The following is a 24,595-nucleotide window of genomic DNA, read 5'->3' as shown; positions in this document are numbered from 1 at the left end:
CATGACCGTCCTGCACGCCTGGCGCGCCGCCCGGGTCACCCCGCTCGGCGAGCTGCACGCACCGCCCCGGATGACCGCCGTCCTGGTCCGGCTGGCCGTCCAGGTGGTCCTGGTGGCCTCCCTGTGGCACGGGCTGTACACGCACACCGGCACCACCGCGGGCCTCACCGAGGGCCAGGCCGTCACGTACGCCGTGCTGGCCGTGCTCGCCTCCCGGCTGCGGGAGTTGGACCAGTACGCGGGCCGGGACACCGTGCTCCAGCACATGCACTTCGGCACGATCGTCTACTGGTACCTGCGCCCGCTGCCGCCCCAGCGCTACCACGCCCTGCGCGCCCTCGGCGAGCAGGTGTACGGCTTCGCGTGGGCGCTCGGCGGCTACCTGGTCTGCCTGCTCGCCGGGGTGGTGGACCCGCCGAGGTCCGCCGCGGTGGCCGGGGTGTTCGCGCTGAGTCTGCTGCTGGGCCAGTGGGTCCTCTACCACGTGATGCTGGTCCTGGACCAACTGTGCTTCTGGACGGTCCGCAACAACGCGGCGATGCTCATCCTGATCTTCGCGCAGAACCTGCTGTCCGGGGTGTACGCGCCGCTGTGGTTCTTCCCGGACTGGTTCATCACGCTCAGCGGATTCCTGCCGTTCCAGGCCACGTTGAGCGTCCCCCTGTCCCTCTACATCGGCCGCGTCCCGCTGTCGGACGCCTGGGAGCAGTTGGCGGTCCAGGCGTTCTGGGGCGTGGCGCTCACCGTGTTCACCCGTTTCCTGTGGCGGCGGGCCGCCCGTCGCGTCATCTCCCAAGGAGGCTGAGGCCCGTGAACGGCATGCGGATCGCGTGGCGCGTCACGCGCCTCAACTTCCGTGCGCAGCTCGAGTACCGCACGGAGTTCCTGCTGATGATCGCGATCGGTGCGATCTGGCAGGTGTCGGTGATCGTGTTCGCCACCGTGCTGCTGACCCGGTTCACCGGGATGGGCGGCTGGGACAGTTCGGAGGTTCTGCTGATCCCGGCGACGCGGATGCTGGCCCACGGACTGTTCGTGCTGCTGCTGGGGCGGGTGCACGGGGCGGGCCGGCAGATCCAGGAGGGCCGGATCGACATCTACCTGACCCGCCCGATGCCGGTGCACCGCCAGCTCCAGTTGGCCTTCTTCCCCACCAACGCGATCGGCGACCTGACCGTCGCGGTGGGCCTCATGGTCGGCGCGCTCAGCCGCAGCCGGCTCGACTGGACGCCGGGCCGGATCTCCTACCTGGTCGTCGCCGTGCTCGGCGGCATGCTCCTGGAGGCGGCCCTCTTCACGGCGATCACCTGCGCGGCCCTGCGCTTCCCGGCCGCCGACTACTGGAGCCGCTGGCTGGAGGAACTCCTCGGCACCTTCGGCAGCTACCCCCTGAACGTCCTCCCGAAGGCGGTGGGCGGCCTCCTCACCTACGGCCTCCCCCTCGCCTTCGTCGCCTACTTCCCGGCCGCGGTCCTCACCGGCCACGGCCACGACACCGGCGCCCCCTACTGGCTGGCGGCGCTCTCCCCCCTGCTGGGCGTGGTGGCGTACGTGGGTTCACGGGTGCTGTGGCGGTGGAGCCTTCGGCACTACGCGGGGATCAACGGGTGACCTCGGTGGCCGTGGGCGGCGGGGCCCGCCGGGCGCCGCCGCCCGTCAGGACCGCCGGACCGGGGTGAACAGGGCCGCGGTGGCGACGAGTACGCAGGCGGTGCCGGCCAGCAGGCCCACCGGGGCCGTGCCGTGGTGCTCGGCCGCCCAGGTGAGGACGGCCGCGCCGATCGGGGCCGCCGCGTAGTGCAGGGTCCAGAAGGCGGAGGTGACGCGGCCCAGGAGGGGCTCGGGGGTGACCTCCTGGCGCAGGGACATCGAGCAGGTGCCCGCCATGCCGCCGCAGGCCAGGAAGAGCGCGACCAGCAGCGCCACGGCGGGTACGCCGCGGGCCCAGCCGAGGCCGGCGAAAGCCAGCCCGCACAACGCCACCGAGCCGGTCCACACCGCGCCGAAGCCGAGCCGTCGGCGTACCCGCGCCACCAGCAGGGCGCCGGTGATGGTGCCGAGCGCGCCGACGGCCAGCACGGCGCCGACCGTGCCGTCGTCGTGGCCGAGGTCGTGCTTGAGGTGGTAGATCACCAGGTCGTTCAGGCCGAGGGTGAGGAAGCTGAACACGAACAGCAGCGCGGTGAGCGAGCGCAGCACGGGGTGGCCGCGCAGGAAGGCCACTCCGGTGCGCAGGTCGCGCCACAGGCCGGTGCGTCCGGGCGCCTCGGCGGGGCGGCCCCGGAACCGTACGAAGAACGTGCACAGCGCCGACACCCCGAAGCTCGCCGCGTCCACGCCGATCGCCGTGGCGGGACCGGTCCAGGCCGCCACGACGCCCGCGCACACCGGTCCCAGCACCCCGGCCGCGGCGGCGGTCGCGTTCAACCGCCCGTTGGCCTCGGTGAGTTGCCCCGTCCCGACGAGAGACCGTACGACGGTGACGTACCCGACGGCGAACAGCATGCCGACCGCCTCGCACACCGGCAGCACCGCGTACAGCAGCCAGATCCGCGGGCCGAACAGCCACACCAGCGGGATCACCCCGTACAGCACCATGCGCACGAGATCGCAGCCGATGAGCAGCCGGCGCCGGTCGACCCGGTCCACCACCACGCCGGCGAACACGGCGGCGACGACGGAGGCGGCACCGCCGACCGCCGTCAGCAGTCCCATCCGGGCGAGGGAGCCGGTGGTCTCCAGGACCAGCAGGGGCAGGGCGATCAGGGCGAAGGAGTCACCGAGGACGGAGAGGGTCTGCGCGGCCCAGAAGACGGCGAAGTCGCGTTGCCGCCAGAGCGGGAGTGAACGAGCCGTCGGCGGAGGGGACTTGTCGGTCGTGTCGTCCCGCTGAGCCTCGTACGCCATGTCCCTCCCCGGTGCCCCGGCAACCCTAGGACCACGGGCGACGACTCCCAAGCGAATTACCGCCCGGCGGCCGCGGCGGGCGCGGCACTCATGGCACGGCCGGGGTCACCCCGCCGTCACGTTGCTCGTGAGCAGTCGGAGCAGTCGCTTCATCACCGCGTCCTGCTCCGGTGTCAGCCCCATGGCGTCCCCCATGGCGGACGGCACCGACCGGGCCGTCTCCCGCAGTCGCGCCCCCTCGTCCGTGAGCCGGATGGCCACCGACCGCTCGTCGTCCGGCCGGCGTTCACGGCGCAGCAGCCCCGCCGCCTCCAGGCGTTTGAGCAGCGGTGACAGTGTGCTGGACTCCAGTTGCAGGGCGGCGCCCAGGTCGCGGACGGAGATCGAGTCCTGCTCCCAGAGCACCAGGAGGACCAGGTACTGGGGGTAGGTCAGCCCGAGTTCGTCGAGGAGCGGGCGATAGCGCGCGGTGACCGCTCGCGACGCCGCATAGAGGGCGAAGCAGAGCTGGTCGTCGAGGAGCAGGGACAGTTCGCCCTGCTCGTCTGCGGTGGTCCTCACGGAACGGCTCCCTTCGGTGGGCCTCCACGGTACGCGTTCAGGTCTCCCCGATTCTATCGACCACTAATTAGTTGTGCACGACTCAATAGCACGCTACTGTTCTCGGCATGCCGCCGCTCGGCCGAACCCACAGGCCGAGCGCGCCCGCGGCACCCGATCCGAGGAGATGGTCATGACCGACAGCACCCCCCGCCCCGTACTGGAGCCCGCCGCCCAGGCCTTCGTGGAGGCCACCGCGAACCCGCCGTACCTCTTCGACCTCGGCCCGGCCGAGGGCCGCAAGGCGGTCGACGAGGTGCAGTCGGGCGACATCGCGAAGCCCGCCGTCGACGAGGAGTGGGTGACCGTCCAGGGCGGCCCCACCGGCAGCGTCCGGGCCCGGATCGTCCGCCCCGCCGGCGCCACCGGCACCCTCCCCGTGGTGCTCTACATCCACGGCGCCGGCTGGGTCTTCGGCAACGCCCACACCCACGACCGGCTGGTCCGCGAACTCGCCGTCGGCGCCGAGGCCGCCGTCGTCTTCCCCGAGTACGACCTCTCCCCCGAGGTCCGCTACCCGGTCGCGATCGAGCAGAACTACGCCGTCGCCCGCTGGATCGTCGAGCAGGGCGCAGGCAAGGCACTGGACGCCACGCGCATCGCCGTGGCCGGGGACTCCGTCGGCGGCAACATGACGGCCGCGCTGACCCTGATGGCGAAGGAGCGCGGGGACGTCCCGCTCGTCCAGCAGGTCCTCTTCTACCCGGTCACCGACGCGAGCTTCGAGACCGGCTCCTACCGGCAGTTCGCCGAGGGGTACTTCCTGCGCCGGGACGCCATGCAGTGGTTCTGGGACCAGTACACGACCGACGAGGGGCAGCGCGCCGAGATCACCGCGTCCCCGCTGCGCGCCACGACCGAGCAGCTCACGGGCCTGCCCCCGGCCCTGGTCATCACCGGCGAGGCCGACGTCCTGCGCGACGAGGGCGAGGCGTACGCGAACCGGCTGCGCGAGGCCGGCGTCCCGGTCACCGCGGTCCGCTACCAGGGCATCATCCACGACTTCGTGATGCTCAACGCCCTGCGCGAGACGCACGCCGCCGAGGCCGCCATCAGCCAGGCGATCAGCACCCTCCGCACGGCTCTCGCGACCGCCTGACCCCACCCCTCGCACGCCAGAAGGCCCCGGATCCGGAAAATCCGGGGCCTTTCCCCTATGCACTCCAGTATCTTTCCTAGGAGTCCTAGGCAACTGGAGCGCGCATGGTCCCCCGAGCCGGCCTCAGCGCCGACCGCCTCACCGAGGCCGCGGCCGACCTCGCCGACGAGGTCGGCTTCGAGAACGTCACCCTGGCCGCCCTGGCCAAACGCTTCGGCGTGAAGGACGCGAGCCTGTACTCGCACGTCAGGAACCTTCAGGACCTGCGCACCCGGGTGGCCCTGCTCGCCGGCGGCGAGCTGATCGACCGGATCGCCGTCGAGGTGGCGGGCCGGTCCGGGAAGGACGCGCTGGCCGCCTTCGCCGGCGCCTACCGGGCGTACGCGCTGGAGCGGCCGGGCCGGTACGCGGCCACCCAGATCCGGATCGACCAGTCGCTGATCGCCGGCACCCCCGCGCTGCGGCGCACCGCCGAGATCACCTACGGCATGCTGCGCGCCTACGGCCTCGCCGAACCCGATCTCACCGACGCGGTACGCCTGTTGCGCGCCACCTTCCACGGTTACTGCGCCCTGGAGTCGGCGGGCGGCTTCGGCGCCCCCCGCGACGTGCGGAAGTCCTGGGACCGGGCGGTCGACGCCCTGCACGTGGCACTCGAGAACTGGCCCCAGGAGGAGAGAACTGATGACTGACCCGTCCTACGACATCACCGGCAGCGGCCCCGTCCTGCTGCTGCTTCCCGGCGGCGCCGGGCACCCGATGGGCCTCGGCCCGATGACGGAGGCGCTCCGCGGGCACTTCACCGTCGTCACCTACGACCCCCTGGGCCTCGCCCACGGCCGCCTCGGCGAACCCGTGGCGGACCAGCGGGTCCAGGACTGGAGCGACGGGGCGCGGCGGGTGCTCGACGAGACGCTCCCGGCGGGCGACTCGGCCTACGTCCTCGGCACCAGCGCCGGGGCGGTGGCCGCGCTCGACCTGGCGGCCCGGCACGCGGAGCGGCTGCGGCACGTGGTCGCGCACGAGCCGCCCTGCGTCGGGGTGCTGCCGGACGGGGCACGGCAACAGGCCGCGTTCCGGGAGGTCTGCGAGGTCTACCGGACCAAGGGGCTCGCGGCGGCGGGCGCCCTGATGACCGCCGTACTGGAGGAGCGGGACGCGGGGGAACTCCCCGGGGGTGAACCCCTGTCCCGGGAGGAGGAGTTGCGGACCCCCATGGCGCTCGCCCTCGCGCACGTCATCGGCCCCTTCACGTCCTACGTCCCCGAAGCGGGCCCCGCGCGGACCCGTCTCACCGTCGGCGCGGGCGCCGAATCCCGGGGCCAACTCCTCTACCGTACCGCCGAGTTCCTGGTGAAGCACCGGCAGGCCGACTTCGTCGAGTTCCCCGGCGGCCACCTCGGCGTCCTCCAGTACCCGGAGGACTTCGCCGAGCGGCTCACGCGCACGCTGCTCGGGACCGGCGACCTGTCATGACAGATCGCCGAGCGCGTCGGCGTAGTACGTGGACCCCCTGAGGTGCAGGGCCAGTTCGCGGAAGCTCCAGCCCTCACCGGGTGACCGGTCGAGCTGCTCCTCCGTGAGCGCGTCGAGACGGTTGGCCCAGATCCGGGCCAGCCGGACGAGACGATTGCGGGCCTCGTCCAGGTCCTCCCGGGTGAAGGGGGCGAGGTCGGCCACGGTGGTGCTCGCCGACGCGTGCCAGCGGTCGGGCTGCGGTTCCTCGCCGGCCAGCCGCGCCTCCAACTCGGCCAGGTGGTCGACGAGATGGTCGGCGACCCGCCGGATCGCCTTGTGCGGGGTGTACACCCGCCCGTCGACCTGAGCGGGCTCACCGTCCCACGCGGTCCAGGTGGCGGCCAGCGCGAGAACATGCTCCACCATGCCGGTGACGGCCTGAGCGGGGGTCTCCTGAGGATGTTCGGTCATGCCGGGACGCTAACGGCGGGGTGCTTCGGCGGTGGCCGAAGTGTGGTGGGGGCGCCGGACGCGGAGCGGACGACGGGCGGCCGCGCCACCCGCCGCCCGAGCCGTCTCACTCCCCGCTCACGACGTCCACCCCGTCCCCCGTCAGCCGGACCCGCGTCCGCGGCCCTCCGGCCCACGCCACGGTCAACTCCCCCGCCCCCACGGCCCGTACGGTCACCGTCTCCCGCAGGGGTGCCGCGTTCGGGTCGCCGGTGAGTCGGGACAGCGCGACGAAGAGGGTGTCGGTGTCTCCCGTCACTCCGCCGAGCTCGGCGTCGAGGCCCACGGCGGGCAGGAGTTCGGTCCGAACGCCCTCGCGCGGGGCGGCCCAGCCGGTCACCCGTACCGGTGTTCCGGGATCCGCGCCGGAGACGAGGAAGGCGCGTACCTCCACGGCCCCTCGGGCGAGCACGACGCTGGAGACCCGTACTCCGCCGGCCGCCGTGTGCCGGGAGGCCGCCCAGCCCTCCCCCACCCCCAGCGGTTCGATCTCCGTGCGGCTCGGGTCGTCGGCCACGATCAGGCTGTTGTCGTGGGACGGGAACGGGGACGGCTCGGTCGCCGTGGAGTAGGCGAGGCGGGTGTAGTAGGGGTCGTAGCGGACGTCCTCGCTGCCGTGGTTGTGGAGGCGGACCAGGCCGTCGGAACTGGTGGACTGGAGCAGCCAGTTGGGGGCGGTGATCGCGGTGAGCGCGTCGGAGCGCTCGGCGGGGCCCGGTTCCTCAACCGCCGTCCACACCTCGTGGTCCGCTGGGAGGAGCAGGCCGATGAACGCCTTGCTCGCCCAGTACGGGGAGGCCGGGCCCGAGTAGCCCTGGAGGACCGCCGGGTCGGGGCCGTGCCAGCCGAGGGTGAGCAGGCCGCGGGAGTCCACCGCGCCCCGGTCCAGGAAGTGCTTGAGGGCTCCGGAGGCCAGCCGCCGGGTCTCGCCCGGGGGCAGCGGGGTGTGGCCCGTCAGCGCGCCCAGCCACAGGGGTGCCGTCGTCGCGAAGCGGTACGTCAGTGAGCGGCCCTGGTGCATCGGGGCGCCGTCGGCCCCGAACAGGCGGGCGTAGTCGTCGAGATGACGGGAGAGGCGGCCGCCGTACAGCTCCAGCAGCCGTTCGTCCCGGGCCAGCCAGGCGTGCAGCACCGGGTAGAGGTGCATGGCCCAGCCGTTGTAGTAGTCGAACTTGCGGCCGTCGCCGTCGGTGTACCAGCCCTCGCCGACGTACCACTGCTCGATACGCTCCAGGCCCCGGTCGATCGCCTTGCGGGAGGCCTCCGGCTCATGCCCGACCGACGCCAGGAAGCCGGCGACCGTGACCGGGAAGAGCTCCCAGTTGCAGGGCCAGGCCTCGGCGGTGAGCGCGTCGCCGAGCCAGGCCGCGGCGCGCTGCCGGACACCGTCGTCCAGCCGGTCCCACAGCAGCGGTTTCGTGATCCGCAGCGCGAACGCGATCGACGCCGCCTCCACCAGAGGCTGGCTGCGGTCCTCGATCCGGGGCCAGATCCCCGAGACCCCGGCGGCGAGTCCGTCGGCGTACCGCTCCAGCGCGGTCGCGTCCTGGCGGAAGGCCGCCAGCAGGAGCGTACGGGCGTAGCCCTCGAGGCCGTCGGATAGGCGGCCGGACCAGCTCTCCCGGTCGCCGGGCAGGTGGTAGAGGGCGCGGTCCCCGGTGGCGTACGGCTCCACCGCGGCGAGCAGTGCGTCGGCGGCGGACTCCCAGTGGGCGCGCGTGTAGCCGGTGTACGGGCTGAGGGTGCGGTCCTCGGGGGGCAACTGCATCGGTTCTCTCTTCTTCGCGTCGCAGGCCCGCGAGCGCGCCGGCTCGCGGCAAAGACCTGGGGCGCCCCGGTTCCGGTCGGGACGCCCCAGGCGTCTATCCCACCCGCACCAGCCCGGCGGGCACCAGTCCCTGTGCGACCAGTTCGTCGCGGACCAGGCCCGCGTACACGGTGGCCCCGTGCACGGAGGTGTGGGTGTTGTCCCTCTTCTCGTTGTAGAGGTAGATCGCCTTGGAGCCCTCCACGCCCAGCGACTCCACGAGCGACTTCGTCCTCGCCGTCAGGTCGATCAGCGGGACGTCCTCGGCCGCGGCGACCGAGCGGATCACCGCGGGATGGTCCACCCCGAGGCCGTTGACCAGCAGGGCCGTCCCGTTGTCCAGCGTGCCGTCCGAGTTGAACCAGCGTCGCACGACGGGCGTCACGAGGACAGGGTTCCCGCCTTTCTCCCTCACACCCGCGACCAGAGTCTCCAGGTTCGCCCGGTAGGTCGCCTCGTCCGTCGTCTTGTCGTTGTGGGCGAGCTGGACGAGGACGAGGTCGCCGGGGCGGATCAGCGGCTGGACCGTGGCCCACAGGCGCGGCTCGGACAGGTAACTCACGGTGCTCTCGCCGGAGTCGGCGTAGTTGGCCACGGACAGGCCCTTGCGCAGGTACTGGGGCAGTTGCTGGCCCCAGCCGGAGTAGGGGTCGGCGGGCTGGTCGCAGACCGTGGAGTCGCCGACGAGCAGGATCTGGCGGGGGTGCCGGGCGCGGGTGACCTGGATGTCGGCGAGCGCGGGGGCCGGGCCGCCCAGGACGAGGTCCAGGCCCGGCGTGCCGTCGGGGCCGGTCGGCTCGCCCTCCGGGGTGCGGACGTTCACGGTGAAGCTGCGCGAGACCCGTTCGCCGGCCGCGGCGGCCGTCTCCGGGAGGAGCGAACGCCGGGCCTCGCCGCTGATGGCCGTGCTCGACGCGGTATCGCCGCCGAGGAGGACCTTCACGTCGTACGTTCCCGGCGGGACGTCGAAGTGGCAGCCGGCCGCGGTGCAGTTCTCCGGGCCGGGCGGACGTGCCGAGTGCGCCTGCGCCGGGACGGCTGTCAGGCCCGAGGCCAGTGCCACCGCCGCCAGCAGGGCGAGGTTGAAACGTCTCATTCGCGGTTCCTCCGTCCGGGGACAACACCTGGCGCCGGACCGTACCGCCATCTGCAAGCGCTTTCTAGTCCCTGCGCTGATTTCACGAACCTGCCAACTTCCAGCGGGTGAAAGCCCTTTCGCGAAATCGATTCAACTGTCACTCTCCAAAGCACCCGCACCACCCCCACACGACCCGAAGGAGGCACCCCCATGTCCGAATCCACCGTGCGCAGTACGGTCGGACGCCGCACCTTCGTCCTCGGCACCGCGGCCGCCGCGGGCACCGCCGCCCTCGCCGGTCCGCTCGCCGGGAACGCGTCCGCCGCGGGCTTCGGCTGGTCCGACGACGGCTCGAACTACGTCGTCGACACCGGCGCGAACCTCGTCTTCAAGGTCAGCAAGACCAACGGCGACCTGACCTCGCTGGTCTACAAGGGCACCGAGTACCAGGGCTACGGCGGCAAGAACTCGCACATCGAGTCCGGTCTCGGCACCTCCACCGTCACCGTCAGGCAGTCGGGCACGACCATCCTGATCTCGGTCGCGTACGGCACGCTCCGGCACTACTACGCGGCCCGCAGCGGCGAGAACAACGTCTACCTGTGGACCAACCGGGCCGACACCTCGGTCGCCTCCACCCGCTTCATCCTGCGCGTGAAGGCGGGCCTGTTCCTCAACGACGAGCCCGATTCCTACACCTACGCGCCCACCACCATCGAGGCCTCGGACGTGTTCGCCAAGTCCGACGGCCAGACCCGCTCCAAGCACTACTCCAGGCTGCGGGTGATGGACTACAACTACATCGGCTGGAGCGCGAACGGCGTCGGTCTGTGGATCGTGCGCTCCCACCACGAGAAGGCGTCCGGAGGCCCCTTCTACCGCTCCCTGCTGCGCCACCAGAGCGCCGACGGCGGCGGCCTGTACGAGATCCTGCACTACGCCCAGAACCAGACCGAGGACGAGCGCTTCGGCCTCCAGGGCCCCTACGTCATCGCCCTCACGGACGGCGGCGCGCCTTCCTCCGCACTGTTCCCGGGAACGCTCACCACCTCGTGGGCGGACTCGCTCGGCATCTCCGGTTACGTCGCCTCGGGCGGCCGGGGCCGGGTCGCGGGGGTGGGCATCACCGGCCGGAACACGGCGTACCCGTACACCGTCGGTCTCGCCAACACGGCGGCCCAGTACTGGGGTTCGGCCCGCTCCTCGGACGGTTACTTCTCCATCGGCGGGGTCCTGCCGGGGACGTACACCCTGACCGTCTTCAAGAGCGAGCTCGCCGTGTACACCACCTCGGTGACGGTGACCGCCGGCGGCACGACCACCCTGAACTCGATCGCGGTCCCGTCCTCGAACGACCCGAGCAACGCGGGCGCGATCTGGCGGATCAACGACTGGACGGGCACGCCGAGCGGCTTCAAGAACGCCGACCTGATGACGTACGCCCATCCCTCCGACGTGCGCGCCTCCGCCTGGACCGGCAACGTGGTGATCGGCAGCGGCACCGAGACCTCGGCCTTCCCCTGCTACCTCTGGAAGGACGTCAACAGCGGGCTGCTGGTGTACTTCAGGCTGACCGCCGCGCAGGCCGCCGCCGCGCACACCCTGCGGATCGGGGTGACGACGGCCTACGCCAACGGGCGGCCGCAGGTCGTCGTCAACGACACCTGGACGTCGGCGATCCCCTCCCCGCCCACCCAGCCGAGCACCCGGTCCCTGACCAACGGGTCCTACCGGGGCAACAATTACACGTTCACCTACAGCGTTCCGGCCAGTGCCTGGCGCACGGACACCAGCCAGTACAACACGCTGAAGATCAACATCGTGAGCGGGTCGGGGTCGACGTCCTATCTCAGCGCGGGCACGTCGATCGACGCGATCGACCTGCTGACCTGACCTCAGGTCCCGCGCGTCCACTGCTGGTTGGTCGCTCCGCTGCACGTGTACGTGATGATCACGGCGGAGTTGGCGGTGGACGCGCCGTTCACGTCCAGGCACTCACCGGTGGCGCGGGCCTTGACGGTCACGTACGAGCCCGACGTGACCAGGGACCACTGCTGGGCGGTGGCGGTCGAGGAGCAGTTCTCCTGGGTCACCGTGGAGGCGTTCTCCTGGAGGCACAGCGAGCTGCCGCGGCCGACCAACTGGTAGTAGCCGGTGCCGAGGTTCTTGAACCACCACTTCTGGTTGGCGCCGCCGTTGCAGGTGTACTGACTGATCGCGGCACCCTGCCACAGCGACTGGTCGGGCACGTCCGCGCACTTGCCGCTGTTGCGCGCGATCAGGGTGTTGTAGGTGGCGGCGGTGCCGGAGACCGTCCCGGCCGCCGTGTCGACGGTGACCTCGGGGTACCAGGACATGGACATCGTGGTGGAGGTCGGGAAGGTCAACGGCAGCCACACGTACCGCGAGTCGTTGACGGTCCCGCCGAAGGAGTTGCCCCAGCGGTCGCCCAGGTAGAGGTACGAGGTGCCCGAGGTGCCCTGCACCGGGAGGACGTACGCGGTCTGCGAGTTGTACGTCGTGGAGTCGCCGACGTTCGCCATCGAGGTCCACGGACCGGCGAGGGAGGTCGCGGTGGCGTACTGCTGCTGGTTGGCGCTCCAGCCGGTCGCACCCGAGGTCAGCATGAAGTAGACGCCGCCCCGCTTGAACAGGGCGGGAGCCTCGCGGTGGCCGCCGGGCCAGGGGTTGGCGACCAGGCTCGCGATGCCGGTGTAGTCGGCGGTGAGCCGGTAGATGTGCAGGTCGTAGTTCTCGTTGGCGGCGGAGACCATGTAGCCGGTGCCGTCGGTGTCGACGAACGTCGTGATGTCCCGGGACATGTACTGACCGAGCGGGCGGAAGCTGCCCTGATAGGTGTAGTTGCCGTCGACGGAGTCGGAGACGGCGACGGCCGCGCGGGCCTCGCTGTAGTCGGTGCCGTTCTCCTTGTGCATCCACATCACGAACTTGCCGGTGCTCGCGTTGTAGACGACCTTGGGCCGCTCGATGTACGCCTTGGACAGCTCGGAGGCGCTCGACTGGGTCAGGACGTGGTTCCTGAACTCCCAGTTCCTCAGGTCGGTGGAGCGGTAGGCGTCGACGTACCGGAAGGTGTTGTCGGCGTTGCGGTCCTCGCCGAACCAGTAGTAGTAGGAGCCGACCTTGACGACCCCGCCGCCGTGGGCGTGCAGGGCACTTCCCGAAGTGTCCGTGAACTGGACGCCGTTGGGGATGGTCAGCGGGGCGGCCTGGGCCGGTCCGGCGGTCACCAGGGCGCCGGCGAGGGCCAGGCAGAGGGCGAGCAGTACCGCGTACGCACGTCTCATGACGCAACCTCCGAGTCGATGGCGGTGTCCGCCACCGGTATGCCGAAGTCCGGGGTGCCGTCCGCGTGCCAGTTGAGCTGCTGCACGCGGGTGTGGCGGTTGGGGTCGTTCAGCGGGTCGCCGACGATCTCCTTGTAGGGGCGGGCGTGGTAGACGAGGACGTCACTGCGGCCGTCCTCCGCGACCGTGAAGCAGTTGTGGCCGGGGCCGTACTGCCCGGTGACGTCGTTGCTGGTGAACACGGGGCTTGGCGACTTGGACCAGCTCGTCGGGTTCATGAGGTCGGCGTCCGCGTCGGCCGTGAGCAGCCCCATGCAGTAGTGCCGGTCGGTGGCACTGGCCGAGTAGGACATGAACAGGCGGCCGTTGCGGGCGATGACCGAGGGGCCTTCATTGACCTTGTAGCCGACGCACTCCCAGTCGTACTCCGGGGTGGAGAGCCGGATCTGAGTGCCCGTCAGCGTCCAGGGGTTCGCCATCCTCGACAGGAAGATGCCGGTGTTGTTGTCCAGGCCGGGCTCGTGCTGGGCCCAGGCGAGGTAGCGGGTGCCCCGGTGGGTGAAGGTGGTGGCGTCCAGGGAGAAGGTCTCCCAGGCGGTCCTGATCTGCCCCTTCTCCACCCAAGTGCCCTTGAGTGGATTGGGGTTGGCGTTCTCCAGGACCCAGATGCGGATGTCCCACACGCTCTCGGCGGGCGCGGAGGCGAAGTAGATGTACCACTTGCCGCCGATGCGGTGGATCTCCGGTGCCCAGATGTGGGCGCCCATGACGCCGGTGGGGTGCCTGGTCCAGATCACGGACTCGTCGGCGGTCGCGAGTCCGCCCAGGGTGCGGGAGCGGCGCAGGACGATGCGGTCGTACTCGGGGGCGGTGGCGGTGAAGTAGTAGTGGCCGTCGGTGTGCCGGTGGATGTGGGGGTCCGCGCGGTTGCGGACGAGCGGGTTCACGACGGGGGCGGCCTTCTTCGGGCGCGGGGCGGCTTCGGCGGCTGTGGGGGTCGCCGCCAGGGCGCCCGCGGCCAGGGCGCCTTTCAGCAGCAGTCGTCGGTGGGGGACGTCGGGGGCGCGGCTCATGCGGACTGCCTCTCGGGTGGGGGTGTCCTGAGAGCGATGTTCGATATTGAGAACATCTGTTGTTATTGCGAACAGCCGAAAGGTACGGCCGGGGAACCGGGCGGTCAACGGGTCGGACGCGATCAGAAGAAGGCGCTTTCTGTCGCGGTTTTCTGTTCTCCACTCCCGCCGTACGCGTCTCCGGTGATGTGCGCAGTCATTTCCACAGAACAGCAGCGGCCGCCGACGTCCTCGCCGGCCGGGACGTCACCCTGACCGGCGACACCGTCGTCACCGTCCCGGCGGGGACGACGAGGTACGACGGTGTGTTCCGCGGCGAGGGCACGCTGACCGTGCGCGGCACCGGGACGCGAGGCGGCCGAGGGGCTGGGCTGGTGGCCGTACGTCCTGGCGCTGGGTCTGCTGGACGGCCTGGTGGTGCCGACCACGGTCCGGCGGCGGGCCGAGCGACCCGGACGAGGACGGCACGCGGCGCACTGACCGACCCGGGAGGGCGTGATCCGTCCCGGCCGGCACAGGGAAGCGCTCGGCGCCTTGGGTAGACCCGGCCCGGAGGCCGGGCCAGGTCGGTCGTGCCGGAGAGCGCGGGGTCCCGCATGCCGGTCCCGGTGTTCACGGACCGGACAGCCGGGGCCGTCCGGCGGCCCGTCGGTTAGCGTCGAGGCATGACCAGCGACACCCCGGACGTCCCCGGCACCCCCTCCCGCCCCTTCGCCGAGGCCCTCGCGGCCGGCCCGGTCGTGCTCGACGGCGGCATGTCCAACCAGTTGGAGTCCGCCGGGCACGACCTGAGTGACGAGCTGTGGTCGGCGCGCCTGCTCGCGGAGCGGCCCGAGGCGATCACCGAGGCGCATCTCGCCTACTACGCGGCGGGCGCGGACGTGGCGATCACGTCCAGCTACCAGGCCACCTTCGAGGGGTTCGCCAAGCGCGGGATCGGGCGCGAGCGGGCCACCGAACTCCTCGGCCTGAGCGTCGAGTTGGCCCGGGAGGCGAGCCGGCGGGCGTGGGCCGGGGGGATCCGGCGGCCGCTGTACGTCGCCGCCTCGGTGGGGCCGTACGGCGCGATGCTCGCGGACGGTTCGGAGTACCGGGGACGGTACGGCCTGAGCGTGGCCGAGCTGGCGGCCTTCCACCGGCCCCGGCTGGAGGTGCTGGCGGCGGCCGGGCCCGACGTCCTGGCGCTGGAGACGGTCCCGGACGCGGACGAGGCCGAGGCACTGCTGCGGTCGGTCCGCGGTCTCGGTGTGCCCGCCTGGCTCTCGTACTCGGTCGCGGGCGACCGCACGCGGGCGGGGCAGCCGCTGGAGGAGGCGTTCGCCCTGGCCGCCGACGTGGACGAGGTCGTCGCGGTCGGCGTCAACTGCTGTGTCCCCGAGGACGTGGACCGCGCGATCGAGACCGCCGCGCGGGTCACCGGCAAGCCGGTCGTCGTCTATCCCAACAGCGGGGAGACCTGGGTCGCGGGGGCGCGGCGCTGGGAGGGCAGCTCGACGTTCACCCCGGAGGAGGTCACGGGGTGGCGTCGGGCCGGGGCGCGGCTGATCGGGGGGTGCTGCCGGGTGGGGCCCGAGGCGATCTCCGGTATCGCGGGGGCGGTGCGGTAGCGGGGGGTCGGTGCGGTAGCGGGGGTCGGTGCTCCCACTCGCCGTGCGGCTTCGGATGTCGTGCGGGTGCGCGTTCGTGGTGGTCGCTCGCGCAGTTCCCCGCGTCCCTTCGCGGGCGCCGAGTTTCCTCGTTCCCGCCCCTTAGCCTGACCCCCGTCCCCCTGCTAGCCTCCCGCTCGGGAACCGGTTTCCATCGTGTTGCCGCTGTTCGCGAGGGGGAAGGGCGCAGATGACCAGGAAGAGCGAGGACGCGGGCCGGAGCACGATCCGGGACGTGGCGGCACGGGCCGGGGTGTCCGCGTCGACCGTGTCGCGGGTGCTCGGCGGGGTGTACCCGGTGAGCACGGCGACCCGCACCCGCGTGCTGCGTGCCGTGCGCGACATGGACTACGTGGCCGACGCGCGCGCGAAGGCGATCGCCGGGGTCGGCACCCCCACGCTCGCGTTCGTGCTGGAGGACATCACCGGGCCCTCGTTCGCCCTGATGGCGCACGGCGTGGAGCGCGAGGCGACCCGGCTCGGCCATCTGTGTCTGGTGTGCAGCACGGAGGGCGACGTCGAGCACGAACTGGAGTTCGTGGAGATGATGCGGGCCCAGCGTGCCGCCGCCGTGATCCTGGTGGGCGGCGCCGCCGACACCGTCGAGTACCGCGAGCGCACCCGCCGGATGGCCGACTCGCTGGCCTCGGCGGGGTCACGGCTCGTACTGTGCGGCAGACCGCCGCTCGGCCCCGGGGCCCCCGTCACGGTCATCGAGTACGACAACGAGGGCGGCGCCTACGCGCTCGTCGCCCACGTCCTGTCCCAGGGCCACCGGCGGGTGCTCTTCCTCGGCGGCAAGGCCGACCACACCACCGCGCAGGGCCGCGAGCGCGGCTATCTCGCCGCGCACCGCGCCCGCGGCCTGGACCCCGACCCCGCGCTGCTCCTGAACGGCGACTTCACCCGCGACTCCGGTCACCGTCTGATGCGCCGGGCCCTGAAGGAGGGCCTGGACTTCACGGCCGTGGTCGCCGCCACCGACATGGTCGCGGCGGGCGCCCTGACCGCCCTGCACGAGGCCGGGCTGGACGTCCCCGGGGACGTGTCCCTGGCCGGGTACGACGACATCCCCTTCGCCCGTGACCTGCACCCGGCGCTCACCACCGTGCACGTCCCCTACGAGGAGCTGGGCCGGCTCGCCGTGCGCACCGCGCTCGGCCGCACCGCGGAGGACCCGGCCGAGCACCTCCTGCTGGGCACCCACGTGGTGGTCCGGGACTCGGTCGGGGCGACCGGCACCTGAGACCCCGGCCGGGCCGCCGTCAGTGCCGCCGCGCGAGCCCCGAGCGCCGCAGCCGCCGTACGACCGAGCGCAGCTCCGCGGTCCGTGCGGGCCAGCCTTCCGCCGGCTCGGAGACGGGAGCCGTCTCCTCGGTGGTCGGGTCCGCCGTCCACACCGCGAAATCGGCGTCCCGAGGGCCGGACGCGAGGTGGGGGTCGCCCTTGCCGAAGACCTGCACGGGGTGGGAGGCGTCCCAGGGCCGCCAGCCGGGGTCGCCGTCAGTGGCGAAGCGCACCCACGCCCCGTGCATGGCGTCGGCGAGCTCGCTGGGCGCGCCCTCGCCCGCCAGCCTGGCCGACTCGGGGGTGTCGCCGGTGTCGAAGACGAAGCCCAGCTCCAGGCCGTGGCAGGCGCCGAGCTGCGGGAGGTTCGAGGGCCAGGCGAACTCGTAGACGTACGACGTGCCCGGCCGGGCCTCGGCGAGGCGGTGCAGGGGGATGCGCAGCAGGTGGTCGGTGACCATCTGGCCCACGATCTCGGCGGTGCCGGCGCCGGGGTGCAGGGCGCGGTAGCCGCGGACCACCTCGGAGCCGCAGTGGCAGCGGGCCATGGCACCGGCGAGGGCGACCGGGCCGAGCCGGTCGACCCGCTCCAGCAGTCCTCCGGGGACGAGCCAGAGGCGGTACTCCTCGCTGGTCCAGCCCAGCATCAGGTCGACGTCCCTCGCCAGGCCGGTGCCCGGCACGGTGAGGGCCTCCAGGGGGTCGCGCGGCACGAGGTCGCCGTCGACCACGATCCCGAACGCGGGACCCCCGAGGACCGGGCTGCTGAGCCGGCCCACCTCGGCCTGGGTGCGCAGCAGCAGGTCACGGTCGACGTCCGCGAAGGCGGCGGCGGTGGCGGGCACCTTCAGCCGGGTGGCCATGCGGCGCACCATCCGCCGTACCTTGTCGCGGTCGCCCGACTCCGGCGGCCCGCTCTGCAGGACCGCCCGCCGGAACAGGCCCCGGGCCTGCGGGGCGGCCAGCAGGGCGCCGGTGCTGATCGCGCCGGCCGACTGCCCGGCCAGCGTGACGCGCCCCGGGTCGCCGCCGAAGGCCTCGATCGCCTCGTGGACCCACTGGAGCGCGGCGAGCTGGTCGCGCAGGCCCGGGTTCGCGGGGGCGTCCGGGAAGAGGCCGTAGCCCTCGACGCCGAGCCGGTAGTTCACCGAGACGAGCACGACGCCGTCCCGGGCGAAGGCGTGCCCGTCGTACACCGGCACCGCGGAGGATCCCCTGGTCAGGGCGCCGCCGTGCAGCCACACCAGGACCGGCAGCCGGGCTCCCGGTCCGGGCTCGGGCGTCCACACGTTGAGGTTGAGGCAGTCGTCGCCGGGCACGGACGGGTCGGAGAGGTACTGCGCGAAGGCGTCGGAGTACGGCGGTTTCGGTGCCGTCGGCCCGAAGTCGACCGTGTCGCGCACCCCGTCCCAGGGCTCGGGCGGCTCCGGTGGCCGGAACCGGCGTGGGCCGAAGGGCGGGGCCGCGTAGGGGATGCCGCGGAACACCGCGACCCGGTTCTCGTACCGGCCGCGTACCTGCCCGTACGGCGTGCTGACCACGGGGTCCGCCTGGACTGCTGCCATCCGCCGGCCTCCTCACCGCGCTACTGCACCGTGAACAACAGAGCACCACAGTTCGGCTCGGTATTCCGGTGCAGAGCGCGGTTCGGCCGCTACTTGGCGTACATCAGGGTGCCGAAGCCGAGCTGGTCGAAGCCTCCGCTGGTGGTGCCGTAGTCGCCGCCTCCGCCCTCGGGGGCGACGAGGTCGTAGTACATCTGCGAGATGTACTTGTCGTCGAGGCCCAGACGCCGGTTGTAGTGGAAGTGCAGCATCGCCCAGACCGGGCGCACCTGGCCGCGCGAGGCGGCGGAGACGACGGTCTGGGAGGAGGCGGCGCAGTTCTGTCCGGTGCCCCAGTTGTAGGTGGTGAAGGGCACGTCCTGGCCCAGGTTGTACTTCGCCACGTACTGGGCGGCCTTCATGAAGCGGCGGCCGTCGTGGGAGTAGAGGTCGTCGCCCTGGTTCCAGGCCATCTCGCACAGGGCGCCCATCTGGCCCATGCCCATGACGGTGTGCCCCTGGTCGCGGCCGGACTCCTGCCACTGGCCCAGCGCGTAGCCCGCCGAGTCGGTGTACAGGTACGGCACCGCGTGGGCGAGGGAGCCGTTGCCCGCGCCGGACTTGAAGTAGGTGACGGCCTGGTCGTACTTGGCGCCGTCCTCGTTGAGGATGCCGATGGCGAGGACGGCGGCCATGTTGCACAGGTCCCAGTTGGCCCAGTAGTTGGTGATGCAGGCGTCGTTGTGACGGGTCAGGAAGCTGTTGTTGAGCGGGTAGAAGACCCTGGCCAGCATCTCCTGGGCGGCGGCGAGGTCGAAGTCGCCGTAGTCCCGCATGAGTTCGCAGGCGTTGGCGAACTGCCAGCCGTAGAGTCCGGCCGCGAGGAAGCGGTCGGCGTTGCCGGTGACCGTGGTGAGCGTCGTCGACCAGGCGTTGAGGATCCTCGCGGCGCAGGCGGCGTTGGCCTCGGTGCCGCCGACCTTCCAGCGCAGCGCGTTCTGGTAGGCGGCGGCGATGTCGTTGAAGAGCAGGGAGTAGTTCTCGCCGGTGCCGCCGCGGATGATCGTGGCGGTGGCCCGGTTGGTCCAGGTGGACTGGGAGTGGGAGTTGGCGACCAGTCTGTTCCAGCCGGAGAGCCAGGGGTCGGTGCCCGCGGCGACCCTGACCTTGGCCCGGTTGATGTCGCCGGCGTTGTGCAGCATGCCGGGGTGGGTCCAGGTCGAGGGCGCCGCGTCCGCCGTGGAGGCGGCGAACGCGCCGCTTCCCAGGGCGAGCGCGGCACCGAGACCGCCGGCGGTCCTGAACAGACCGCGGCGGCTCAACTGCGGTTGCGGGAGGTGCGCGTGGGGGGATGTGCGGCTCATGCTGTGCGTCTCCGTTCCGTGGGGGAATCAGACGGGGGTGATGCTCACCTCGTCGAACTCGGAGGTGACGAGGGCCAGCGGGCTGCGGGAGCAGGCCACCAGGCCGACGTGGAAGGGGGCGTCACCGAAGCCGGGGATCTCACCGGAGGCGAGGTCGGTCCAGGTGGTGCCGCCGTCGGTGGAGACCGCCGCGGCGAAGACGGTCCCGGTGCGCTTCAGCCGCAGCAGGGCGGGGAGTCCGACGGTGGCGTCGCCGGTGAGGGCGGAGGCGCCGGCGACGGTCCTGCGCAGCATGAGCTGCGCGGTGGTGCCACCGGTGACGATCACGCCGGCCGCCTGGTCGAACGGCGACAGCGACTTCGCCATCAGCAGTCCGACCCGGTCGGCCGCGGCGCCGGTGCGGGAGACCAGCCGGGCGGTGACCACGCAGTCCCCGGTGACGGGCCGTCGTACGAACTGCCCTGTCATGCCCTGGTTGTTGACGCTCAGGTCGACTCCCGCGCCCCGTACCAGGTAGGTCCCGTCCTGGTGGGCGGTGCTGCCGGGGGTGAGGATCGCGGCCACGCCGAGCGTCCCGAACTCCCGGGCGTCGAGGACCACGTCCCCGAGGTCGCCGTAGGTCCAGGGGGGCGGCGGGGGTGTGCCGACGGTGAGGGCGAGGCCGGCGGTGCCGTCGCCCGCCGCGTTCCCGGCTGTGGTGGTGACGGTGAACCGGCCGGTCTCGCGGGGCGTTCCGTGGATCAGTCCGGTGCGCCGGTCGACGCGGAGACCGTCGGGCAGGCCGGTGGCGGTGAACCGCACGGGCTCGTGGGAGGCCCGCAGCAGGTGCCGGAACTCGACTCCCTTGTTCGCGAACACCTGTCCGGGTGAGGTGAGTTCAGGGGCGGCGGGGGTGGGCATCGTCGCGGAGGCGGGTGCCGAGAGGGGGCCGCGCCCGGCCGCGTTCGTCTTCGCGACGGCGTAGTGGTACGTCGTCCCGGGGGTGCCGGTGGCGTCCGTGTACCGGATGCGGGTGCCGGACCCGACCGGGCCGACGCCGGTCGCGAGGGTGGCGTAGGGGCCGTGAGGGTTCGCGGCGCGCAGAACCTGGTAGCGGGCGGAGAGGTCGGGGTCGGTCCAGGCCAGTTCGACGGCGTCCGGGCCGGTCGCCGCCCTCAGGTCCCCGGCGGTGCGGGCGGGTGCGGGCACCGACCAGATCTCACCCGCGGACGCGGAGGTCACGGTGACGTTGTCGAAGGCGCCGGTGCCGGTCTCGGCGTGGTCGGCGTCGACTCCGAGGCAGGAGGTGAGCAGGAGGCCCGCGTACGCGGTGCGGCCCAAGTCGACCTCGGTGGCGCCGACTTCGGTCCAGTGGGCACCGTCCGGGGAGATCGCTCCGGTGCAGCGGCGGCCCTTGCGGGTCACCCGGACCCAGTAGGGCATGCGCAGCCGGTAGCCGTCGCCCGCCGCCTCGACGTACGGGGCCCGGAGCGGGGTCGCCGACTCGGGCAGGGTGCCGAGGTCCGAGATCGGGAAGGCCGCGCCGGTGGTGATCGCCTTCTGCTGCGAGGGCGGCACGGGTGTGCCGCCGGTCGCGGAGACCGCGGCCCCCCGCGACGGCCGTACCGTCCACACCCCGCTCCAGGTGTGCAGCGGGAGCCCCTGGATGACCATGGCGGCGTAGGCCGCGTCCGCGTCGAGGGAGTCCCTGAGGCTGACGCCGATCTTGGAGTACTGCGAGCTCAGCGGCCACACGATCCGCGCGGTGACCGTGCCGTCGCCGCGCAGGGGCAGATGGACGAGCCGGTGGGTGTCGGCGGTGCCGCTCGCCTCCAGCACGAACCGCTCCCCGTCGAAGACGGCCGCACCGGGGATCCGCACCGCGCCGACGTCCTGTGTCGACCAGGGCCCGGGGAGTCCTGCGGTGGCCTGGACGGGGGCCGACTCCCCGCCGGCACCGAGGGAGTTGGCGGCCACGACGGTGTAGTGGTAGGTCCGCCCCGCACGTACCCGGACGTCCGTGTACGCCGGCCCGTCGACGCCGGTGGCGATCGTCTCGTACGGCCCCTGGGGGCGCCGGGCGCGCAGGACGGTGTACTCCGCGGCCCATGTCGAGGGCAGCCAGCTCACCGTGATCCCGGTCCGCTCCCCCACCGCCGTGACTCCTGCCGGCGCGGTCGGCGCGGTGCGGGCGGGTGCCGTGGCCCCGGCACAGGTGAAGGTCCCCCAGCTCGGCAGGTCGTCGTTTCCGCCCTCGACGACCCGGGTGCCGCCGGTGCCGCGGAACACGGCCGCCCTGGTGTACGGGGTGTCCAGGCCGCGGACACCGGCGTGGTGGGCGTAGGCCATCTCGTAGATCGGGGGCAGGGTGCCGCGGCCGGTGGCGGAGACCGTCTGTTTGAGGTACTTGCCGGTGCGGTCGAGGTCGGGGGTGAAGGGGACGTCGCCGCCGAGGTTGTAGCGGGCCGCGTACTCGAAGCCGGCGAGGACGCGGTTGTCGTCGTACGCCCACAGGTCGACGCCCTGGTTCCAGGCGACCTGGGCGATGTCACCGGTCAGACCGACCGCGAGCTGTTCGTGGCCCTGGTCGCGGCCGGCCTCCTGGCCCTGGCCCGCGTCGGTGACGATCCGGTGGGCGAGGGAGCCGTTGCCCGCGCCGGCCGCGGCGAAGCGCAGGGCGTCCTCGAAGAGGGTGGGCTCCTCGCAGAACACGCCGATGGCCAGGACGGTCTGAAGGGCCGTCAGGTCCCAGTTGCCGTTGGCGTAGAGCATGTAGCCGGAGACGGCCGGATACCAGACGTCGAGGAAGGACCGCTCGCAGCGGGCGATGTCCGCGTCGGCCCAGTCGTCGTAGCCGGTGTGGCGCAGCAGTTCGGCCGCGTTGACGAACTTGAAGGCCTGGAGTCCGGCGCCCAGCGGGCCGTCGGCGCCCGTGATCGTGGTGAGGGAGGCCGACCACGCGTCGAGGAGGTCGCGGGCCTTGTCGGCGTGGGCGCGCTCGCCGGTGACGGCCCACATGAGGGCGTTCTGGTAGGCGGCGGCCGAGTCGGCGACCGCCTGGTTCTGGAAGTTGGTGGGGCCGCGGCCCCAGGAGGTGATCTGGCCGGTGTTCTGGATCGGGTACGTCGACTTGGAGCGCGCGTGGGCGGCGAACGCCAAATAGCCGTCATATATCGGGGATTGCTTCGCCGCGACGGCGGTCTTCATCCGGGCGAGATCGTCGGCGGTGTGCAGGAGGCCGGGGTGGGTGAAGGCACGGCTGCGGGACTCGCGGTCGGCGGCCCGGGCGGTGCCGGGTGCGAGCAGTCCGCTCGCGCCCGCCGCCAGCAGCAGGGCGGCCGTGCCGCCGAGGAAGCCCCGGCGGCTGGGAGCGGCGGCTCCGGGGGGCACTTCGCTCATGACGCGGCGGCCGCCTCGGCCTCGGCGGTGGTGAGGAACTTCAGGTTCAGCACGTGCTCGTTGGCGAACCACTGGACCGTGTCCGTGGTGTAGTACCAGCTCGGCTTCTTCATGGAGTCGGCGACGACGAGCCCGTTGATCACCAGGTTCTCGAAGGTGACGTCCTTGATGGCGTGCTGGGCGTCGTAGCCGAGGAGGAGCGAGGGCCTGGCGTTCGTGCCGGTGTAGCTGAGGTTCTTGACGTAGACGTTCTGGATGCCGCGGCCGACCGAGGTGTTGTACTTCGTGTTGTACATGACCTTCATGTAGATGACCTGGCCCCAGCGGAAGTCCTCGATCCGGATGTCCTCGATGCGGACGTTCTTGATGAGGTTGGAGTCGCCGGGGTTGAGGGCGATGCAGCCCTGGTAGTTCATCTGCGGTTCGCGGTGGTCGAGGATGTCGATGTTCTTGAAGCGGAGGTTCTTCAGGACCTCGGGGTTGTCGGTGTTGCCGTGCGTGCCGACGTTGACGGGGTGGGCGACGTCCGCCCAGAGGGTGGAGTTGCGCACGGTGACGTCGGTGGTGTCGCCGTAGTACTCCCAGCGGTGGGTGTAGATGGCGATGCAGTCGTCGGAGTTGCGCATGAAGACGCCGTCGATGACGACGTTGCTGGAGCAGAACACGTCGATGCCGTCGCCCCAGCCCTTGGAGCTGAAGGAGCCGAGTCCCCTGATGGTGACACCGGTGGCCTCGCCCAACTGGACGGCGTAGCCGTTGGGGTTGAGCACGGTGACGGCGCCGATGGAGATGTTCCGCGAACTCTCCACCAGGGCCCCGCCGCCCGCGGTCCCGGCGAGCACGCCCCGGCCGGCGATCCCGGCGTGCTCCACGTTCCGGAAGATCACGGTCGCCTTGAGGACCGCCCCGCCGTCGAGGTACACGGTCTTGCCGGAGGGGACGAGCAGGGTGCCGTCGGCGGTGGTGTGGACGCCGGGGCCGTAGTAGAGGACGTTCGGGTCGTCCTGCGCGGGCTTCTTCCTCTCGACCGCGCGGGCGAACAGGTGGAGGCAGTCGAAGATGTCGTCGTTGATCTGGACGACGAGGTTGCGCGGCCGGTCGAGGGTGAAGCGCAGGGTGTCGCCGAGCACCTCGGGCTTGATGCCGTAGGAGTCCGGTCTCACCCGGACCTTGGTGGTGCCGCCCTTGAGGTAGGTGACCTCGACCTCGACGGAACCCTGGAAGTCGAAGTACGCCAGCGAGGAGTTGTACGTCTTGCTGGAGCCGGTGGTGGGGTTGATCTCGCCGAGCTGGGGCCGCCAGATGTCGAGGGTCTGCCACTCGCCGTCGGGGGCCGTGCGCACCCGCACCCGGAAGCTGGTGGTGGTCGGCATCGCGGCCGGCCGGGGGTAGGTCACCAGGCGCGCCGGGCCGGCGGCGGTGTCGTCGGCCCGGGCCGCCGTGGCGGTGAGGCCGGTCAGGGAAGCGGCGAGCGCGGTGGCGCCGGCCGCCTGGAGGGCCGTACGGCGGGACAGGGGCGTGTTCATCCGGAACTCC

General features: G+C 72.0%; 19 protein-coding genes. 8 read left to right on the top strand and 11 right to left on the bottom strand.

Going from position 1 to position 24,595, the window contains the following annotated elements; all coding sequences use genetic code 11:
* The first annotated feature begins 1 nt into the window (after position 1).
* Together ACZ66S_RS15950 and ACZ66S_RS15945 are read left to right on the top strand one after the other, a co-directional pair.
* Positions 2-805 carry an ABC transporter permease gene (locus tag ACZ66S_RS15950; RefSeq protein ID WP_469902116.1) on the top strand — a complete coding sequence of 268 codons (804 nt, stop codon included), beginning with the start codon at positions 2-4 and terminating at the stop codon, positions 803-805.
* A 5-nt stretch (positions 806-810) separates the two neighbouring features.
* Positions 811-1,611: an ABC transporter permease gene (locus tag ACZ66S_RS15945; RefSeq protein WP_469902115.1), complete on the top strand. Its 801-nt coding sequence runs from the start codon at positions 811-813 to the stop codon at positions 1,609-1,611.
* Positions 1,612-1,656: 45 nt separating this feature from the next.
* Here the strand turns inward: ACZ66S_RS15945 and ACZ66S_RS15940 are convergent, their stop codons facing one another.
* Complete coding sequence (locus tag ACZ66S_RS15940; RefSeq protein ID WP_469902114.1) at positions 1,657-2,907, bottom strand: MFS transporter; 1,251 nt, start codon at positions 2,905-2,907, stop codon at positions 1,657-1,659.
* 105 nt (positions 2,908-3,012) lie between these two features.
* Positions 3,013-3,468: a MarR family winged helix-turn-helix transcriptional regulator gene (locus ACZ66S_RS15935; protein WP_469902113.1), complete on the bottom strand. Its 456-nt coding sequence runs from the start codon at positions 3,466-3,468 to the stop codon at positions 3,013-3,015.
* A 172-nt stretch (positions 3,469-3,640) separates the two neighbouring features.
* On the opposite strand from ACZ66S_RS15935, the gene ACZ66S_RS15930 reads away from it, so the two are divergent.
* The 3 genes from ACZ66S_RS15930 (at position 3,641) to ACZ66S_RS15920 (ending at position 6,082) form a co-directional block, all read left to right on the top strand.
* Positions 3,641-4,606 carry an alpha/beta hydrolase gene (locus tag ACZ66S_RS15930; RefSeq protein ID WP_469902112.1) on the top strand — a complete coding sequence of 322 codons (966 nt, stop codon included), beginning with the start codon at positions 3,641-3,643 and terminating at the stop codon, positions 4,604-4,606.
* A 104-nt stretch (positions 4,607-4,710) separates the two neighbouring features.
* A complete protein-coding gene (locus ACZ66S_RS15925) occupies positions 4,711-5,298 on the top strand; it encodes a TetR/AcrR family transcriptional regulator (protein ID WP_469902111.1) in 588 nt (195 codons plus the stop codon).
* Entirely contained in the window at positions 5,291-6,082 is a 792-nt protein-coding gene (locus ACZ66S_RS15920; protein WP_469902110.1) for an alpha/beta fold hydrolase, read from the top strand. Before ACZ66S_RS15925 ends, ACZ66S_RS15920 begins: the two co-directional genes overlap by 8 nt.
* Here the strand turns inward: ACZ66S_RS15920 and ACZ66S_RS15915 are convergent.
* From ACZ66S_RS15915 to ACZ66S_RS15905, 3 genes are all read right to left on the bottom strand, one after another.
* Entirely contained in the window at positions 6,077-6,535 is a 459-nt protein-coding gene (locus ACZ66S_RS15915; RefSeq protein ID WP_469902109.1) for a hypothetical protein, read from the bottom strand. The genes ACZ66S_RS15920 and ACZ66S_RS15915 overlap by 6 nt on opposite strands.
* 106 nt (positions 6,536-6,641) lie before the next feature.
* Positions 6,642-8,342: a DUF2264 domain-containing protein gene (locus tag ACZ66S_RS15910; protein ID WP_469902108.1), complete on the bottom strand. Its 1,701-nt coding sequence runs from the start codon at positions 8,340-8,342 to the stop codon at positions 6,642-6,644.
* A 94-nt stretch (positions 8,343-8,436) separates the two neighbouring features.
* Complete coding sequence (locus ACZ66S_RS15905; protein ID WP_469902107.1) at positions 8,437-9,477, bottom strand: rhamnogalacturonan acetylesterase; 1,041 nt, start codon at positions 9,475-9,477, stop codon at positions 8,437-8,439.
* A gap of 192 nt (positions 9,478-9,669) precedes the next feature.
* Between ACZ66S_RS15905 and ACZ66S_RS15900 the strand changes: the two genes are divergently transcribed.
* Complete coding sequence (locus ACZ66S_RS15900) at positions 9,670-11,352, top strand: rhamnogalacturonan lyase B N-terminal domain-containing protein (protein WP_469902106.1); 1,683 nt, start codon at positions 9,670-9,672, stop codon at positions 11,350-11,352.
* Between the two features lie 2 nt (positions 11,353-11,354).
* Here the strand turns inward: ACZ66S_RS15900 and ACZ66S_RS15895 are convergent, their stop codons facing one another.
* Together ACZ66S_RS15895 and ACZ66S_RS15890 are read right to left on the bottom strand one after the other, a co-directional pair.
* A complete protein-coding gene (locus ACZ66S_RS15895) occupies positions 11,355-12,767 on the bottom strand; it encodes an RICIN domain-containing protein (protein ID WP_469902105.1) in 1,413 nt (470 codons plus the stop codon).
* Positions 12,764-13,840 carry a glycoside hydrolase family 43 protein gene (locus tag ACZ66S_RS15890; protein ID WP_469902104.1) on the bottom strand — a complete coding sequence of 359 codons (1,077 nt, stop codon included), beginning with the start codon at positions 13,838-13,840 and terminating at the stop codon, positions 12,764-12,766. The genes ACZ66S_RS15895 and ACZ66S_RS15890 overlap by 4 nt, the downstream gene beginning before the upstream one ends.
* A gap of 665 nt (positions 13,841-14,505) precedes the next feature.
* Here ACZ66S_RS15890 and mmuM point away from each other — a divergent pair.
* Both mmuM and ACZ66S_RS15880 read left to right on the top strand, forming a co-directional pair.
* A complete protein-coding gene (gene mmuM / locus ACZ66S_RS15885) occupies positions 14,506-15,447 on the top strand; it encodes a homocysteine S-methyltransferase (RefSeq protein WP_469902103.1) in 942 nt (313 codons plus the stop codon).
* 229 nt (positions 15,448-15,676) lie between these two features.
* Positions 15,677-16,732, top strand: coding sequence for a LacI family DNA-binding transcriptional regulator (locus ACZ66S_RS15880; protein ID WP_469902102.1), 1,056 nt, complete (start codon positions 15,677-15,679; stop codon positions 16,730-16,732).
* 19 nt (positions 16,733-16,751) lie between these two features.
* Here ACZ66S_RS15880 and ACZ66S_RS15875 read toward each other — a convergent pair whose 3' ends face one another.
* The 4 genes from ACZ66S_RS15875 to ACZ66S_RS15860 form a co-directional block, all read right to left on the bottom strand.
* Positions 16,752-18,338, bottom strand: a complete 1,587-nt coding sequence (locus tag ACZ66S_RS15875) for a carboxylesterase/lipase family protein (protein ID WP_469902101.1) — start codon at positions 18,336-18,338, stop codon at positions 16,752-16,754.
* A gap of 89 nt (positions 18,339-18,427) precedes the next feature.
* Positions 18,428-19,681 (bottom strand): alginate lyase family protein, encoded by a 1,254-nt coding sequence (locus ACZ66S_RS15870; protein ID WP_469902100.1) that lies wholly within the window; start codon positions 19,679-19,681, stop codon positions 18,428-18,430.
* Between the two features lie 27 nt (positions 19,682-19,708).
* The gene (locus ACZ66S_RS15865) at positions 19,709-23,059 is read right to left on the bottom strand and encodes an alginate lyase family protein (protein ID WP_469902099.1); all 3,351 of its coding nucleotides are present in this window, start codon (positions 23,057-23,059) and stop codon (positions 19,709-19,711) included.
* Entirely contained in the window at positions 23,056-24,585 is a 1,530-nt protein-coding gene (locus ACZ66S_RS15860; protein ID WP_469902098.1) for a glycosyl hydrolase family 28 protein, read from the bottom strand. Before ACZ66S_RS15860 ends, ACZ66S_RS15865 begins: the two co-directional genes overlap by 4 nt.
* Between the last annotated feature and the right edge of the window lie 10 nt (positions 24,586-24,595).

The organism is Streptomyces sp. NPDC107471 (assembly GCF_055582845.1).
Note: the sequence above shows the minus strand (reverse complement) of the source record. Positions and strands in the feature narration are given on the sequence as shown.